Source organism: Streptomyces sp. NPDC032126 (assembly GCF_055580085.1).
Window position 1 is genome coordinate 278,383 of sequence record NZ_JBVIMA010000006.1, and the last position, 14,634, is coordinate 293,016.

Genomic DNA, 14,634 nt, shown 5'->3' on the forward strand with positions numbered 1-14,634 from the left:
GCGTCCGTCGTTGTGTGGGTCGCTGCCGGGTGGGCCCGACGCCGGTCGCCATGTGGGGCGGTTCCGGCGCCGGGCGGTGTGTGGGCCAGTCGGGGGATGGTGTGGGGGGTGTCGCGGTGTCGGGGCGGTGTGCGGGGGCGCGGCTGCGAGGATCCGGCGCCATGGGAGCAGTCGTACGAAAAGCCAATTATCGGGCCGCGTCCCGACGGGCCGCCGTGCGCGGCGGGGTCGCCGTCCTCGCCGCCGCCGCCCTGGCCTCCGGGTGCGGCCGGGGCGACGCGGGCGCGCGGCCCGCCGGAGGCCAGCAGGTCGAGCGGAACGCCCAGGACCGCGCGGCCGGCGCCCTGAAGGCGGCCGCCGAGCGGCTGCGGGCCGCGCAGGCCGCCCGGGTGGCCACGGCCCGGCACTGGGGGCTCAAGAGGGTCCCGCTGCTCGCCCCCGCGCCCCCCGCGAGGAAACCGCACATCACCACCCGCGAGGGCTTCGAGGTCGACGACCACGAGGAACTGGGCCTGCCGCCCGTCTTCACGACCGTCCCCACCAAGAACAAGGTCGTCTTCCTCACCATCGACGACGGCGCCGAGAAGGACCCGGCGTTCCTGCGGATGATGAGCGAGCTGAAGGTGCCGTACATCGCCTTCCTGTCCGACTACCTGATCAAGGACGACTACGGCTACTTCAAGAAGATGCAGGACAGCGGGACCGTCCTGAACAACCACACCCTCCACCACCCCTATCTGCCGGCGCTGTCCTACGCCCGCCAGAAGCGCGAGATCTGCGGCATGCAGGACGTGCTGCGCGAGCACTTCGGCAAGCGCCCGCTGCTCTTCCGCCCGCCCTACGGCAACTACGACCAGGACACGCTGCGGGCCGCCAAGGCGTGCGGGGTGAGGTACGCCCCCTTGTGGGACGAGGAGGTCTTCGTCGACCACTGGGAGTACCGCGAGGGGGACCGCGACCTCCACCCCGGCGACATCGTCCTCACCCACTTCCGGGGACGGGGCGACTGGAAGGGCACGATGCCCGACATGGTCCGCCGCTTCCTCGACAAGGTCACGGCGAAGGGGTACGCGGTCGCGCGGCTGGAGGACTACCTGTGAGGTGGCGGGGGCTGGTCGCCATCCTGCTGCTGGCCGCCGCGTTGACCGGCTGCGCCCAGCCGATGGCCCCGATCGAACGACTCGGCAAGAAGGCCGCCCAGCGAGTACATGGCGCGCCCGCACATGGCGCGCCCGCACATGGCGCCCCCGCACACGGCGCCCGCGAACATGGGGCCCCCGCACACACCGTCCCCCCACAAGGCCTCCCCGCACACGCCCCCCAGGACCGCCCCCCGTACCGCCTCCCCCCGGTGGTCGACCACGTCCGCACCACCGACCGGGTCGTCTTCCTCACCTACGACGACGGCGCCGACCGCGACCCGCGTTTCGTCGACCTGGTCCGCGAACACCGGCTCCCCGTCAGCATGTTCCTGACCGACAGCGTGGCCGGCCCCGGCTACCCCCACTTCGCCCGCCTGCGCGCGGCCGGCGCCTCCCTGCAGAACCACACCCTCGACCACGCGGCCCTGCGCGGGCTGCCGTACGCCGGCCAGCGCACCGAGATCTGCGGCCAGCAGCAGAAGCTCAGCTCCCGCTTCGGCACCCGCCCCCGCCTCTTCCGCCCGCCCTACGGCACGTACGACACGACGACCCTGCGCGCGGCCGCCGACTGCGGCATCCGGGCGGTGGTGCTGTGGCGCGCCGCGATGGGCCCCACCGATCTGACCTTCACCCGGGGCACCCACCGCCTCCTGCCCGGCGACGTCATCGCCGTCGACCCCGACGAGCTGACCGGCCCCGGACCGCGCGAGCGCACGGCACGGCTGCTGCGGACGGTCCGGGAGCAGGGGCTGAGGGTGGGCCGCCTGGAGGACTACCTGTAGACCGGGAATCCGGCCGACGCGCCGCCGGCATTAGCAGTCCGCTTGACCGAGTGCTAATCACGGTCATAGTCTCGGCTCTGGCACTCCCCAGTGGAGAGTGCCAACAACGCGACGGGCAGGTCCGGCACCCGCGACGACGGATCCACCTGGTCGCCACCTCAGACAGTTAACCCCGTGAGATCTCCGAAGGGGGAGGTCGGATCGTGACGACCGCCAGCTCCAAGGTTGCCATCAAGCCGCTTGAGGACCGCATCGTGGTCCAGCCGCTCGACGCCGAGCAGACCACGGCCTCCGGCCTGGTCATTCCGGACACCGCGAAGGAGAAGCCCCAGGAGGGCGCCGTCCTCGCCGTGGGCCCGGGCCGGTTCGAGAACGGCGAGCGCCTGCCGCTCGACGTCAAGGTCGGCGACATCGTCCTGTACAGCAAGTACGGCGGCACCGAGGTGAAGTACAACGGCGACGAGTACCTCGTCCTCTCGGCTCGCGACGTCCTCGCGATCATCGAGAAGTAGTTCTCCTCAGGCTTTTGCTTCCAGCTGCGCCCTGGCACCCGCGATCGATCGATGAGCCGGGCGCCGGGGCGCAGTTCTTTTACCACTCACAGATTTCCGAGAGGGCTCACGCTGTCATGGCGAAGATCCTGAAGTTCGACGAGGACGCCCGTCGCGCCCTCGAGCGCGGCGTCAACAAGCTGGCCGACACGGTCAAGGTGACGATCGGCCCCAAGGGCCGCAACGTCGTCATCGACAAGAAGTTCGGCGCCCCCACCATCACCAACGACGGTGTCACGATCGCCCGTGAGGTCGAGATCGAGGACCCGTACGAGAACCTCGGCGCCCAGCTGGTGAAGGAGGTGGCGACCAAGACCAACGACATCGCGGGTGACGGCACCACCACCGCCACCGTGCTCGCCCAGGCGCTGGTGCGCGAGGGCCTGAAGAACGTCGCCGCCGGTGCCTCTCCGGCCGCCCTGAAGAAGGGCATCGACGCGGCCGTGGCGGCCGTCTCCGAGGACCTCCTCGCCACCGCCCGCCCGATCGACGAGAAGTCCGACATCGCCGCCGTGGCCGCGCTGTCCGCCCAGGACCAGCAGGTCGGCGAGCTCATCGCCGAGGCGATGGACAAGGTCGGCAAGGACGGTGTCATCACCGTCGAGGAGTCCAACACCTTCGGTCTGGAGCTGGACTTCACCGAGGGCATGGCCTTCGACAAGGGCTACCTGTCGCCGTACTTCGTCACGGACCAGGAGCGCATGGAGGCCGTCCTCGACGAGCCCTACATCCTGATCAACCAGGGCAAGATCTCCTCGATCGCCGACCTGCTGCCGCTGCTGGAGAAGGTCATCCAGACCAACTCCTCCAAGCCGCTGCTGATCATCGCCGAGGACGTCGAGGGCGAGGCCCTGTCGACCCTGGTCGTCAACAAGATCCGCGGCACCTTCAACGCGGTCGCCGTGAAGGCCCCGGGCTTCGGTGACCGCCGCAAGGCGATGCTCCAGGACATGGCGATCCTGACCGGCGCCACCGTCATCTCCGAGGAGGTCGGCCTCAAGCTCGACCAGGTCGGCGTCGACGTGCTCGGCAGCGCCCGCCGCGTCACCGTCACCAAGGACGACACCACGATCGTCGACGGTGCCGGCGGCTCCGAGGACGTGCAGGGCCGCGTCGCCCAGATCAAGGCCGAGATCGAGAACACCGACTCCGACTGGGACCGCGAGAAGCTCCAGGAGCGCCTCGCGAAGCTGGCCGGCGGCGTGTGCGTGATCAAGGTCGGCGCCGCCACCGAGGTGGAGCTGAAGGAGAAGAAGCACCGTCTGGAGGACGCCATCTCCGCGACCCGCGCCGCGGTCGAGGAGGGCATCGTCTCCGGTGGTGGCTCCGCGCTGGTCCACGCCGTCAAGGTCCTGGAGGGCAACCTCGACAAGACCGGCGACGAGGCCACCGGTGTCTCCGTCGTCCGCCGCGCCGCCGTCGAGCCGCTGCGCTGGATCGCGGAGAACGCGGGCCTGGAGGGCTACGTCATCGTCTCCAAGGTCGCCGAGCTGGAGAAGGGCAGCGGCTACAACGCCGCCACCGGCGAGTACGGCGACCTGGTCAAGCAGGGCGTCATCGACCCGGTGAAGGTCACCCGCTCCGCCCTGGAGAACGCGGCCTCCATCGCCTCCCTGCTGCTCACGACCGAGACCCTGGTCGTCGAGAAGAAGGAAGAGGAGGAGCCGGCCGCGGCCGGTCACTCCCACGGCCACGCCCACTGACGTAGGTCGGTAGCCACGCCGAGCCGAGGCCCGGCACCCTGCAGACAAGGGGTGCCGGGCCTCGGCCGTTCGCCGTCCCCTACCGCTCCAGTGCGTCCAGTGCCCCGAGCTGGCCCATCATCCCCAGCCGGTCGTACTGCCACCAGCCCTCGGTGATCTTCCCGTCCGGGGCGCAGCGGTGGATGGTGCACCCGGTCATGGAGACCTTCCGCCCGGTGGACGGGAGTCCCATGAACTCACCCTTGTGGATGCCGTCCCACGTCCAGCGCGTACAGACCCGGTCGCCCTCGGCGAACTGGTCGTCGAGAGTGAACGTGAAGTCGAAGCCGCTCCTCCACATCTCGATCTCGCGCCGGATCGCGTCCATGCCCATGGTGTCCTGCTCGTTGGCCGGGTCATGGTCGTGGTAGTCCTCGATGAGCACCTCGTCGAGGGAGGGCAGTTCACCGGGCGCCGCCAGCAGCGCGAAGAACCGCCGGACGGTCTCGACGTTCAGGTTCTCGTCCCGTACGACGTCCAGATCGGTGAACGTCGGCATCTCGTCGCAGAGCGCGACCATCTCCTGGAAGATGCGGTCGGTCTCGGGCAGATTCGAGTTCCGCATCGCCTCCTCGTACGACGGGAACTCCACGATCTCGATGTAGTGCGACGCGTCCGACCGGTCCTTGCCGATGATGTCGTGCGTCGCGGTCCGCTTCCCCTTGGTCTGTTCGACCCACCTGTCCATCAGCCGGTTCATCTCGTCGAACCGGCTGGTCTTGCAGTCGATGATCTGTACGAACGTCATGGCGCCGCCTCCGGTCCCCCCGGGTCCGGTATGTCCAAGCCCATCTTCCCACCGGAGGCCTGGCGTCACCCGCTCACTGGGGGCCGTACTTGCGCCCCGTCTTCGAGCTGATCCCGCCCAGCATGCCCCGCGGCACCAGCTTGGCCGCGCCCATCAGCACCTTGTAGCGGGGGTCCGGGATCGACACGGTCCGGCCGCGCGCCAGATCGTGCAGCGCCGCCGCGACCAGCTTGTCCGCGTCCAGCCACATCCAGCCGGGGATGTTGTCCGTGCCCATCCCGGCCCGCTCGTGGAACTCCGTCCGCACGAAACCGGGGCACAGTGCCATCAGCCGTACGCCGGCCCCCGCCAGGTCCTTCGCGGCTCCCTGCGTGAACTGCACGACCCACGCCTTCGACGCGCCGTACGTCCCGCGCGGCACGAAGGCCGCGACCGACGCCACGTTGACGACCCCGCCGCGCCCGCGCTCGCGCATCGCCTCCGCCGCGGCCGACGTCAGCCGCAGCACCGCCTCGCAGTGCACCTTCAGCATCCGCAGCTCATCGGCCATCGGTACGTCGAGATAGCGGCCCTTGTTGCCGAAGCCCGCGTTGTTGACCAGCAGGTCGACAGGGCTGCGGCGATCGCCCAGCCGGGCGGCGACCGCCTCGATGCCCTCGTCGGTCGCGAGGTCGGCGGTCAGCACCTCCGCCTCGATGCCGTGCCGGTCGTGCAACTCGGTGGCCTGCTCCCGCAGCCGCTGGGTGTCCCGCGCCACCAGGACCAGATCGTGGCCGTCCGCCGCGAGCCGCCGCGCGAACGCGGCACCGATCCCCGCGGTCGATCCCGTAATCAGAGCCGTTGTCATGGCAGCAGCGTAGTGACCCGGAAGCGGCCCGTCCGCTCCCCGCGTCCGGCCCTCACCGCGGCGGTGACAGGGCCTCAGCCGCCGTTCCGCTCGACGTACTTGCGGCCGCCGCCAGGGACTCCGGGTGCGGCGCCTCACCCGCCGCACGGGATCCGCCCGCACCCTGAGGTCAAAGCGACGAGGCACTATTCGCGCGGACACCCAAGCCTCCCTTATGCTCGAAGGGTGATCGAGGCCCGTCATCTGCGCGTCCTGCGTGCCGTCGCCACCACCGGGTCCTTCTCCGCGGCGGGGCGCGAGCTGGGCTGCACCCAGCCGGCCGTCAGCCAGCAGATGAAGGCCCTGGAGGCATCCGTCGGCACGCCCCTGCTGGTGCGCAGCGGCCGCGAGATGCGCCTCACCCAGGCGGGTGAGGCCCTCGTGCGGCACGCGGCCGGCATCCTCGCCGGGCTGACGGCCGCCGAGGAGGAGGTCGCCGCGATCGCCGGGCTGCGGGCCGGCCGGGTGCGGCTGGTGTCCTTCCCCAGCGGCAGCTCGACCCTGGTGCCCACGGCCCTGGCCGCCCTGCGCGCCGCCCACCCCGGCACCCGCGTCTCCCTGGAGGAGGCCGAACCCCCCGAGTCCGTGGACACCCTGCGGGCCGGCGACTGCGACATCGCGCTCGCCTTCCGCTACGAGAACACGGCGGGCGGCCCGGGGGAGTGGGACGACCTCGTCGTACGGCCCCTGCTGACGGACCGTCTGGTCGGCCTGGTGCCCGAACGGCACCGGCTGGCCCGCGCCGGCGCCGCGGACACCGTGTCGATCGGCGACCTCGCCGAGGAGCCCTGGATCGCGGGCTGTCCGCGCTGCCGGGGGCAATTGGTGGAGGTGTGCGAGCGCGCGGGCTTCACGCCCCGTATCGACTTCGCGACCGACGACTATCCGGCGGTGGTCGGGCTGGTGGGCGCGGGCCTCGGCGTGGCGGTGCTGCCCCAGCTGGCCGTCGCGTCCGTACGGCCGCGCGGGGTGCGGACGGTGCGGCTGGAACCGGCGGTGCGGCGGGAGATCGTGGCGCTGACGCTCCCGGACCTGGCCCAGGTCCCGGCGGTGGCGGCGACGCTGACCGAACTGGAGCGGGCGGCCGTCCGGCAGTGAGAAGCGTCTTCCGGCAGTGAGAAGCGGAGGGCGTGCGAATGCACGCCCTCCGACCTGGGGAAACGTTCCTTCAGTTGTTCGAAGCGACGTCCCGCATGCCTGACGCCGATGCTGTCACGAGGCGGTTGCGTGCCCGCCCCATGAGCTCTTCGCGCTCGTCCTCGGTCAAGCCACCCCACACGCCGTACGGCTCGCGCACCGCCAGCGCATGTGCCGCGCACTGTGCGCGGACCGGGCACCTCATACAGACCTCCTTGGCCGAGTTCTCGCGAGCGCTCCGGGCCGCGCCGCGCTCGCCCTCCGGATGGAAGAAGAGCGAGCTGTCCACCCCGCGACAGGCAGCCAGGAGCTGCCAGTCCCACAGGTCCGCGTTCGGTCCGGGAAGGCGGGAGAAATCTGCCATTGCGTGACCCCTTGTAGCCGTTCTGAGCGGATACGGTGCCCACGACCGTACAACTACGATCTAAGGAGATGAAAATATGACTCATTGCGAATCTAGCCTCAGACACCAGCTAAAGGGAAGAAATAGGGCTGAATGGGGCATGGGTTGTGATGAAAGCTTGAGGGTCCGCGCGGCTGCCTCCGCTGTGTCCGCACCCTCACGTAGAGTGCCGAAGAGTGCACGCAGCCCCGTAACTCTTTCGAGTGACCGTCGTTGAGAGTGCGGAGGCGGTTGAAAACACAAGCGCTCGGGCAGGCGTCCGAGACGGTCGACCGCACAGGTGACGATTCGTACCAGCCTGGAGGCACAAGGTGACGCGCATCAGCTGCGGAGGACGGCCATGACTTCCGTCCTCGTCTGCGACGACTCCCCGCTTGCCCGAGAGGCGCTGCGCCGCGCGGTCGCGACCGTGCCCGGCGTCGAGCGCGTGACGACGGCGGCCAACGGCGAGGAAGTCCTCCGCCGCTGGGGCGCCGACCGCTCGGACCTGATTCTGATGGACGTACGCATGCCCGGCCTGGGCGGCGTCGAGACCGTACGGCGACTGCTGTCCGCCGACCCCGGCGCGCGCATCATCATGCTGACGGTCGCCGAGGACCTGGACGGCGTGGCCCTGGCCGTCGCCGCCGGCGCCCGGGGATACCTCCACAAGGACGCCTCCCGCGCCGAGTTGAGGGCCACCGTGACCCAGGCGCTCGCCGACCCGACCTGGCGGCTCGCCCCCCGGCGGCTGCGGTCGGCCGAGATGGGCGCGGCGCCGACGCTCACCGCCCGTGAGATCCAGGTCCTGGAGGGCATGAGCCATGGCCGCTCCAACGCGGAGATCGGCCGCGAGCTGTTCCTCTCCGAGGACACCGTCAAGACCCACGCCCGCCGTCTGTTCAAGAAGCTCGGCGCCTCCGACCGCGCCCACGCGGTGGCCCTGGGCTTCCGGTGGGGCTTGGTGCGCTAGAGCCTCTCTTCCGGATCTCGCCGGGGTCGCGGGGTCCGGTGCGCACATCTGCGGCGCTGTCGTCACTCTCCCCCACGCTCGGCGTCGCTCGCGCGGGGGGACCCCGATCGCTCCGCGTCGACTCCCTCCCTCCGCCTTGCAGCTGCACGCACCATGCCCCGCTCGGCTTGGCCGGGAGGAGCCGCCGGTCGGAGCCGGCCAGATCCGAGAGAAAGACCCTGGGGCCTCTCTTCCGGATCTCGCCGGGGTCGCGGGGTCCGGTGCGCACATCTGCGGGAGCCCGGCTTCGGCCGGTGCGTGTGACGTGGGCCCGCGCCCCCCAGGGGCGCGGGTGTGAGCCGTCCCTCGGATGCCCGGTGCTCGTTTCGCCGCGGATGCCGCATCCTTGAGGTGTGGAGTTCCTCGGGGACGATTCGGTCGAGCGGAAGGGGAGGGCGCAGGGGATGAGTTCCGGCGCACCTGCTCATAACGCTTCGGTGCACAACGACGGGCGCGGTGCCATGGACCGCACGGGCGCAGGGCACGATGGACCGATGCGCGACGACGAGGTGGCGACTCCTGCTCAGGGTGCGATCGGCGGGCTCGTGCATCGTGCCGTCGACGGCGACGAGCAGGCCACCCATGACCTGCTCGCCCATGTCCACCCCCTCGCCCTGCGCTACTGCCGTACGCGCCTGTCCCGGCTCCCCGGCGACGCGCGCCACTTCGTCGAGGACCTCGCGCAGGAGGTCTGTGTGGCCGTCCTCCTCGCCCTGCCGCGCTACAAGGACACCGGCCGCCCCTTCGAGGCGTTCGTCTTCGCCATCGCCGCCCACAAGGTCGCCGACCTCCAGCGGGCCGCCATGCGCGGACCGGGATCCACCGCGGTCCCCTCCGACGAGATGCCCGAGCGGCCCGACGACTCCCTCGGCCCCGAGGAGCGCGCCCTGCTCAGCAGCGACGCCGAATGGGCGAAGAAACTCCTGGCCAACCTGCCGGAGAACCAGCGCGAGCTGCTCCTGCTGCGTATCGCCGTGGGCCTCACCGCCGAGGAGACCGGACAGATGTTGGGAATGTCACCCGGGGCGGTGCGCGTCGCCCAGCACCGCGCGCTCAGCCGGCTGCGGGCGCTCGCCGAGCAGTAACGCCTAGGGGTTTGGCCCTTCGTTGAACAGGACCTTCCCCGATTCCGTACGAACATACGAAGCCGAAGGTCACCTCCCGCCATGGAATGAGACAGGTCCGCTTCCCGTTAGCATGGACATCCGCACCGATCAAGGCCATTTGGGGAAGGTGTCATGACTGCCAACGTCGACGGAGTGCCCGGTAAATTCGCGACCCTCGGGCTGACCTACGACGACGTGCTGCTGCTGCCGGGTGCATCCGAGGTGCTCCCCAACGCGGTCGACACCTCGTCCCGGATCTCCCGCAATGTCCGGGTCAATATCCCGCTCCTGTCCGCCGCCATGGACAAGGTCACCGAGTCGCGCATGGCGATCGCGATGGCCCGTCTGGGCGGCGTCGGTGTACTGCACCGCAACCTGTCCGTCGAGGACCAGGTCAACCAGGTCGACCTCGTGAAGCGCTCCGAGTCCGGCATGGTCACCGACCCGATCACCGTGCACCCCGAGGCCACGCTCGCCGAGGCCGACGCGCTGTGCGCCAAGTTCCGCATCAGCGGCGTCCCCGTCACCGACCCGGCCGGCAAGCTCCTGGGCATCGTCACCAACCGCGACATGGCCTTCGAGAGCGACCGCACCCGTCAGGTGCGCGAGGTCATGACCCCGATGCCGCTGGTCACCGGCAAGGTGGGCATCTCCGGTCAGGACGCCATGGAGCTGCTGCGGCGCCACAAGATCGAGAAGCTGCCGCTCGTCGACGACGAGGGCGTCCTCAAGGGCCTGATCACCGTCAAGGACTTCGTCAAGGCCGAGAAGTACCCGAACGCCGCGAAGGACGCCGAGGGCCGTCTGCTCGTCGGTGCCGCCGTCGGCGCCAGCCCCGAGGCGCTGGAGCGCGCCCAGGCGCTCGCCGGGGCCGGTGTGGACTTCCTGGTCGTCGACACCTCGCACGGTCACAACAGCAACGCCCTCAGCTGGATGGCGAAGATCAAGTCGAGCGTGAACGTCGATGTGATCGGCGGCAACGTCGCCACCCGCGACGGCGCCCAGGCGCTGATCGACGCCGGCGTCGACGGCATCAAGGTCGGCGTGGGCCCCGGCTCGATCTGCACCACGCGCGTCGTCGCCGGTATCGGTGTCCCGCAGGTCACCGCCATCTACGAGGCCTCCCTCGCGGCCCGGCCCGCCGGCATCCCGCTGATCGGCGACGGCGGCCTGCAGTACTCCGGCGACATCGGCAAGGCGCTGGCCGCCGGTGCCGACACGGTGATGCTGGGCAGCCTCCTCGCGGGCTGCGAGGAGTCGCCGGGCGAGCTGCTGTTCATCAACGGCAAGCAGTTCAAGTCGTACCGCGGCATGGGCTCGCTGGGTGCCATGCAGTCGCGCGGCCAGGGCAGGTCGTACTCCAAGGACCGCTACTTCCAGGCGGAGGTCGCCTCCGACGACAAGCTCGTCCCCGAGGGCGTCGAGGGCCAGGTGCCCTACCGCGGTCCGCTGGCCAACGTCCTGCACCAGCTCGTGGGCGGCCTGCGCCAGACCATGGGCTACGTGGGCGCCGCCACCATCGAGGAGATGGAGTCCAAGGGCCGCTTCGTCCGCATCACCGCGGCCGGCCTCAAGGAGAGCCACCCGCACGACATCCAGATGACGGTCGAGGCCCCGAACTACAGCCGCAAGTAAGTCACCCGTCGTGATCAGGGCGGCCCCGGACACACTCCGGGGCCGCCCTTGTCGTACCCGTCGGCGATACTGGAAGCGCTGAAACGCATCAGGGAAAGGCCACACATCGTGACTGAGATCGAGATCGGGCGCGGCAAGCGCGGCCGCCGGGCGTACGCCTTCGACGACATCGCCGTCGTCCCCAGCCGTCGTACGCGCGACCCGAAGGAGGTCTCGATCGCCTGGCAGATCGACGCCTACCGCTTCGAGCTGCCCTTCCTGGCCGCCCCCATGGACTCGGTCGTCTCCCCGGCCACCGCGATCCGCATCGGCGAGCTGGGCGGCCTCGGCGTGCTCAACCTCGAAGGCCTCTGGACGCGGTACGAGGACCCGCGGCCGCTGCTCGACGAGATCGTCGGCCTGGACGCCGAGACGGCGACCCGGCGCCTCCAGGAGATCTACGCGGCCCCCATCAAGGAGGAGCTGATCGGCGCCCGCATCAAGGAGGTGCGCGACTCCGGCGTGGTCACGGCCGCCGCGCTCTCCCCGCAGCGCACGGCCCAGTTCTCCAAGGCCGTCGTGGACGCGGGCGTGGACATCTTCGTCATCCGCGGTACGACGGTCTCGGCGGAGCACGTCTCCGGCTCGCACGAGCCGCTGAACCTGAAGCAGTTCATCTACGAGCTCGACGTCCCGGTGATCGTCGGCGGCTGCGCCACCTACACGGCGGCCCTGCACCTGATGCGCACCGGTGCCGCGGGTGTCCTGGTCGGCTTCGGCGGCGGCGCCGCGCACACCACCCGCAACGTGCTGGGCATCCAGGTCCCGATGGCCACGGCGGTCGCGGACGTGGCGGCGGCCCGCCGCGACTACATGGACGAGTCCGGCGGCCGGTATGTGCACGTGATCGCGGACGGCGGCGTCGGCTGGTCCGGGGACCTGCCCAAGGCGATCGCCTGCGGCGCCGACGCGGTGATGATGGGCTCCCCGCTGGCCCGTGCCACGGACGCGCCCGGCAAGGGCCACCACTGGGGCATGGAGGCGGTGAACGAGGAGCTGCCGCGCGGCAAGAAGGTCGACCTCGGCACGGTCGGCACGATCGAGGAGGTCCTCACGGGCCCGTCGCACACGCCCGACGGCTCCATGAACCTCTTCGGCGCCCTGCGTCGCGCGATGGCCACGACGGGCTACAGCGAACTCAAGGAGTTCCAGCGGGTCGAGGTCACGGTGGCGGACTCGCAGCACCGGCGGTAGCCCCCACGACAGCGAAGGGGCCGGTCACCCGAGTGGGTGACCGGCCCCTTCGTCGTTCGCCGGTTCGCTCAGCCGGCGGCCTTCTTCGCGCCCGAGAAGGACGCGACGGCGGCCAGCCCGAAGAACAGGAAGGTCAGCGGGTCGGCGTCGTCCTTCCAGACGTCGTAGAGATCGCCGAAGTGGTCGAAGAACACCTCGGAGAAGCTCACCGGGTAGTCCTTGGTGATGATGATCGCCTCGCCGACCATCTGGCCGAGGAAGACCGCGCCCAGCGCGAGGACGGCGCTGACCACCGCGAGGGAGGGGTTGCGGCCGCCGAGCTTGCCGGCCGTGAGGCCGATGACGAAGCCGACACCGACGGCCGCCCAGCCGATCTCGTGCTTGGTGGCACCGATGATGCCGCCGTACACACCGGCGACGACGACCGCGGCCACGACCGCGGCCAGCACTCCGAGGCCGATGTTGTTCCGCCCCGGGACGGGCGGGGGCGGCGGCACGGCGCCCGGCTGCCCGGGGAAGGCACCCGGCGCGGGGTACGGGGCGTAGGGCGGAGCCCCGGCGGGCTGCTGCGGCGGGTACGGCGTGCCGCCGGCGGGCGGCTGCTGGCCGTACGGGTTGGCACCGGCGGGCGGCTGCTGGGCGTACGGGTTGCCGCCGGCGGGCTGGTGCGGCGGTGGAGGTGGCTGGGTCATGACAGGTAATCCCCCCGTTGGGACCGGAGTAGAGAGCGGTGATGTCCGCGCACGCGTGTGCGATGAGGACGCCGCAGAGTAACAGGCGTTCGCGACTTCTTCGCGAGCGAATTCGCAACGGGGGTGGGGCGGAGGGCATGTTGGGGCGTCCCCGCGCCCCCTCCTTCACAACCGGTGCGCCGCCCCCGTCGGCGTCGCCCCCCGTGTGTCCAGCAGCAACTGCGCCTTCACCGACAGGCCCTGGAGGTCGTACGTGCGGTGGTGCTGGAGGAGGATCGTCAGGTCGGCGTCGGCCGCCGCCTCGTAGAGGGAGTCGGCGCGGGGGACCGGGCGGTCCAGGACGTTCCACGACGGGATCAGCGGGTCGTGGTAGCTGACCTGTGCGCCCAGGTCCATCAGGCGGGTCGCGATCTCGCGCGCGGGTGTGCCCTGCTGGTCGGCGAGGTCGGGCTTGTAGGTGACGCCGAGGAGCAGGACGCGGGCGCCGCGGGCGGACTTGCCGTGCTCGTTCAGGAGGGCGGCGGCGCGCTGGACGACGTAGCGCGGCATGCGGCTGTTGACCTGCTGGGCCAGCTCCACCATGCGCAGCGGGCTGCCCGGTTCACCCGTACGGTCCAACGGGACGGCGTGGCCGCCGACGCCGGGGCCGGGGCGGAACGCCTGGAAGCCGAACGGCTTGGTCTCCGCGCAGCGGATGACGTCCCACAGATCGACGCCGAGGTCGTGGCAGAGGACGGCCATCTCGTTGACGAGGGCGATGTTGACCTGCCGGAAGTTGGTCTCCAGCAGCTGCACGGTCTCCGCCTCCCGCAGCCCACGCGCGCGTACCACCTTCTCGGTGAGCCGGCCGTAGAACGCGGCGGCGGACTCGGTGCACGCGGGCGTGAGACCGCCGATCACCTTCGGGGTGTTGGCGGGTGTGAAGACCCGGTTGCCGGGGTCGACGCGGCAGGGGGAGTAGGCGAGCTGGAAGTCGCGGCCCGCGCGCAGGCCCGAGGACTCCTCCAGCAGTGGGCGCAGGAAGCCCTCCGTCGTGCCCGGGGGGACCGGCGACTCCAGGACCACCGTGGTGTGGGGGCGGAGGTGGCCGGCCAGGGTGCGCGCGGCCTTCTCCACCTGGGAGAGGTCGAGTCCGCCGTCCGTGTCGCGCGGGGTCGGCGCGCAGATCACGGCGGTGCGCACCCGGCCCAGGGCGGCGGGGTCGGTGGCGGGCCGGAAGCCCCCCGAGAGCATCCGGCGCAGTTCGGCGGGGCTGACGGAGCTCGCCTCGGGTCCGGTGGCGTAGCCGAGGGTGGGGATGCCGGCGGCGACGGCGGCCTGGGCCAGGGGCAGGCCGAGCGGGCCGAGTCCGATGACGGCGAGATCTGCGGGCATGGCGTGGGCCGTCCTTCCCAATAACCGAAGCGGGACAGGTGCGCAAGCCCTGTGGACAGGACGAGCGAGTGCAATGTCAGACTAGGAGTAAATATGACCGTTATGCGGCATTGATCGACTGTGTTGTGCCGCAAGCCGTGATCGGTTCCGTGAGAGTTGTCCACAGGCTGGGGGGCAGTGGTGGCTGAAGCCGGGCATCCCGGTCAGAATTT

Annotated in this window: 14 protein-coding genes; 9 read left to right on the forward strand and 5 right to left on the reverse strand. The window is 70.7% G+C overall.

Annotated features, from left to right (window positions below):
* Positions 1 to 161 precede the first annotated feature (161 nt).
* The 4 genes from ACZ5NW_RS23700 (at position 162) to groL (ending at position 4,178) form a co-directional block, all read left to right on the forward strand.
* A complete protein-coding gene (locus ACZ5NW_RS23700; protein ID WP_468745870.1) occupies positions 162 to 1,100 on the forward strand; it encodes a polysaccharide deacetylase family protein in 939 nt (312 codons plus the stop codon).
* A gap of 62 nt (positions 1,101 to 1,162) precedes the next feature.
* A complete protein-coding gene (locus ACZ5NW_RS23705) occupies positions 1,163 to 1,924 on the forward strand; it encodes a polysaccharide deacetylase family protein (protein ID WP_468746169.1) in 762 nt (253 codons plus the stop codon).
* A 203-nt stretch (positions 1,925 to 2,127) separates the two neighbouring features.
* A complete protein-coding gene (groES, locus tag ACZ5NW_RS23710; protein ID WP_018543953.1) occupies positions 2,128 to 2,436 on the forward strand; it encodes a co-chaperone GroES in 309 nt (102 codons plus the stop codon).
* A gap of 116 nt (positions 2,437 to 2,552) precedes the next feature.
* On the forward strand, positions 2,553 to 4,178 hold the full coding sequence (gene groL / locus ACZ5NW_RS23715; protein WP_468745871.1) for a chaperonin GroEL: 1,626 nt from the start codon (positions 2,553 to 2,555) through the stop codon (positions 4,176 to 4,178).
* 79 nt (positions 4,179 to 4,257) lie between these two features.
* On the opposite strand, the gene ACZ5NW_RS23720 is transcribed toward groL, so the two are convergent.
* Together ACZ5NW_RS23720 and ACZ5NW_RS23725 are read right to left on the reverse strand one after the other, a co-directional pair.
* On the reverse strand, positions 4,258 to 4,965 hold the full coding sequence (locus ACZ5NW_RS23720) for an ester cyclase (protein ID WP_468745872.1): 708 nt from the start codon (positions 4,963 to 4,965) through the stop codon (positions 4,258 to 4,260).
* A 73-nt stretch (positions 4,966 to 5,038) separates the two neighbouring features.
* On the reverse strand, positions 5,039 to 5,812 hold the full coding sequence (locus tag ACZ5NW_RS23725; protein WP_468745873.1) for an SDR family NAD(P)-dependent oxidoreductase: 774 nt from the start codon (positions 5,810 to 5,812) through the stop codon (positions 5,039 to 5,041).
* A 225-nt stretch (positions 5,813 to 6,037) separates the two neighbouring features.
* Between ACZ5NW_RS23725 and ACZ5NW_RS23730 the strand changes: the two genes are divergently transcribed.
* Complete coding sequence (locus ACZ5NW_RS23730; protein ID WP_468745874.1) at positions 6,038 to 6,949, forward strand: LysR family transcriptional regulator; 912 nt, start codon at positions 6,038 to 6,040, stop codon at positions 6,947 to 6,949.
* A gap of 70 nt (positions 6,950 to 7,019) precedes the next feature.
* Here ACZ5NW_RS23730 and ACZ5NW_RS23735 read toward each other — a convergent pair whose 3' ends face one another.
* On the reverse strand, positions 7,020 to 7,352 hold the full coding sequence (locus tag ACZ5NW_RS23735; RefSeq protein WP_468745875.1) for a WhiB family transcriptional regulator: 333 nt from the start codon (positions 7,350 to 7,352) through the stop codon (positions 7,020 to 7,022).
* 379 nt (positions 7,353 to 7,731) lie between these two features.
* Between ACZ5NW_RS23735 and ACZ5NW_RS23740 the strand changes: the two genes are divergently transcribed.
* From ACZ5NW_RS23740 to ACZ5NW_RS23755, 4 genes are all read left to right on the forward strand, one after another.
* Entirely contained in the window at positions 7,732 to 8,343 is a 612-nt protein-coding gene (locus ACZ5NW_RS23740; protein WP_003948568.1) for a response regulator transcription factor, read from the forward strand.
* Positions 8,344 to 8,876: 533 nt separating this feature from the next.
* The gene (locus ACZ5NW_RS23745; RefSeq protein WP_468745876.1) at positions 8,877 to 9,467 is read left to right on the forward strand and encodes a sigma-70 family RNA polymerase sigma factor; all 591 of its coding nucleotides are present in this window, start codon (positions 8,877 to 8,879) and stop codon (positions 9,465 to 9,467) included.
* Between the two features lie 153 nt (positions 9,468 to 9,620).
* On the forward strand, positions 9,621 to 11,123 hold the full coding sequence (gene guaB / locus ACZ5NW_RS23750) for an IMP dehydrogenase (RefSeq protein WP_468745877.1): 1,503 nt from the start codon (positions 9,621 to 9,623) through the stop codon (positions 11,121 to 11,123).
* Positions 11,124 to 11,231: 108 nt separating this feature from the next.
* Positions 11,232 to 12,356, forward strand: coding sequence for a GuaB3 family IMP dehydrogenase-related protein (locus ACZ5NW_RS23755; protein ID WP_468745878.1), 1,125 nt, complete (start codon positions 11,232 to 11,234; stop codon positions 12,354 to 12,356).
* Between the two features lie 68 nt (positions 12,357 to 12,424).
* Here ACZ5NW_RS23755 and ACZ5NW_RS23760 read toward each other — a convergent pair whose 3' ends face one another.
* Together ACZ5NW_RS23760 and ACZ5NW_RS23765 are read right to left on the reverse strand one after the other, a co-directional pair.
* Positions 12,425 to 13,048: a hypothetical protein gene (locus ACZ5NW_RS23760; RefSeq protein ID WP_468745879.1), complete on the reverse strand. Its 624-nt coding sequence runs from the start codon at positions 13,046 to 13,048 to the stop codon at positions 12,425 to 12,427.
* Positions 13,049 to 13,213: 165 nt separating this feature from the next.
* On the reverse strand, positions 13,214 to 14,422 hold the full coding sequence (locus tag ACZ5NW_RS23765) for a nucleotide sugar dehydrogenase (RefSeq protein WP_468745880.1): 1,209 nt from the start codon (positions 14,420 to 14,422) through the stop codon (positions 13,214 to 13,216).
* Positions 14,423 to 14,634 lie beyond the last annotated feature (212 nt).